The organism is Pseudomonas sp. MF6767 (assembly GCF_016405475.1).
GTDB classification, from domain to species: Bacteria; Pseudomonadota; Gammaproteobacteria; order Pseudomonadales; family Pseudomonadaceae; genus Aquipseudomonas; species Aquipseudomonas paracarnis.
The window spans coordinates 1-1,534 of record NZ_JAEKCY010000051.1 but is presented as its reverse complement, the minus strand read 5'-3'; the positions used below and the strand labels follow the sequence as shown (position 1 = coordinate 1,534).

At 50.5% G+C, this 1,534-nt stretch carries 1 rRNA gene; it reads right to left on the bottom strand.

Annotated elements, in window-relative coordinates:
* Positions 1 to 1,470, bottom strand: a 23S ribosomal RNA gene (locus JFT58_RS30020); the annotation flags it as partial.
* Positions 1,471 to 1,534 lie beyond the last annotated feature (64 nt).

Sequence of the window (1,534 nt, the reverse complement as noted above, 5' to 3'; positions counted from 1 at the left end):
CAGCCTACCACCTTAAACTTGGACAACCAACGCCAAGCTGGCCTAGCCTTCTCCGTCCCTCCATCGCAATAACCAGAAGTACAGGAATATTAACCTGTTTTCCATCGACTACGCTTTTCAGCCTCGCCTTAGGGACCGACTAACCCTGCGTCGATTAACGTTGCGCAGGAAACCTTGGTCTTTCGGCGTGGGTGTTTTTCACACCCATTATCGTTACTCATGTCAGCATTCGCACTTCTGATACCTCCAGCAAGCTTCTCAACTCACCTTCACAGGCTTACAGAACGCTCCTCTACCGCATCACTTACGTGATACCCGTAGCTTCGGTGTATGGTTTGAGCCCCGTTACATCTTCCGCGCAGGCCGACTCGACTAGTGAGCTATTACGCTTTCTTTAAAGGGTGGCTGCTTCTAAGCCAACCTCCTAGCTGTCTAAGCCTTCCCACATCGTTTCCCACTTAACCATAACTTTGGGACCTTAGCTGACGGTCTGGGTTGTTTCCCTTTTCACGACGGACGTTAGCACCCGCCGTGTGTCTCCCATGCTCGGCACTTGTAGGTATTCGGAGTTTGCATCGGTTTGGTAAGTCGGGATGACCCCCTAGCCGAAACAGTGCTCTACCCCCTACAGTGATACATGAGGCGCTACCTAAATAGCTTTCGAGGAGAACCAGCTATCTCCGAGCTTGATTAGCCTTTCACTCCGATCCACAGGTCATCCGCTAACTTTTCAACGGTAGTCGGTTCGGTCCTCCAGTTAGTGTTACCCAACCTTCAACCTGCCCATGGATAGATCGCCCGGTTTCGGGTCTATTCCCAGCGACTAGACGCCCTATTAAGACTCGCTTTCGCTACGCCTCCCCTATTCGGTTAAGCTCGCCACTGAAAATAAGTCGCTGACCCATTATACAAAAGGTACGCAGTCACCCAACAAAGTGGGCTCCCACTGCTTGTACGCATACGGTTTCAGGATCTATTTCACTCCCCTCTCCGGGGTTCTTTTCGCCTTTCCCTCACGGTACTAGTTCACTATCGGTCAGTCAGTAGTATTTAGCCTTGGAGGATGGTCCCCCCATATTCAGACAAAGTTTCTCGTGCTCCGTCCTACTCGATTTCATGACTAAGAGATTTTCGCGTACAGGGCTATCACCCACTATGGCCGCACTTTCCAGAGCGTTCCGCTAATCTCAAAGCCACTTAAGGGCTAGTCCCCGTTCGCTCGCCACTACTAAGGGAATCTCGGTTGATTTCTTTTCCTCAGGGTACTTAGATGTTTCAGTTCCCCTGGTTCGCCTCTTGCACCTATGTATTCAGTACAAGATAACCATCTTATGATGGCTGGGTTCCCCCATTCAGACATCTCCGGATCAAAGTCTGTTTGCCGACTCCCCGAAGCTTTTCGCAGGCTACCACGTCTTTCATCGCCTCTGACTGCCAAGGCATCCACCGTATGCGCTTCTTCACTTGACCATATAACCCCAAGCAATCTGGTTATACTGTGAAGACGACATTCGCCGAAAATTCGAATTTCTCA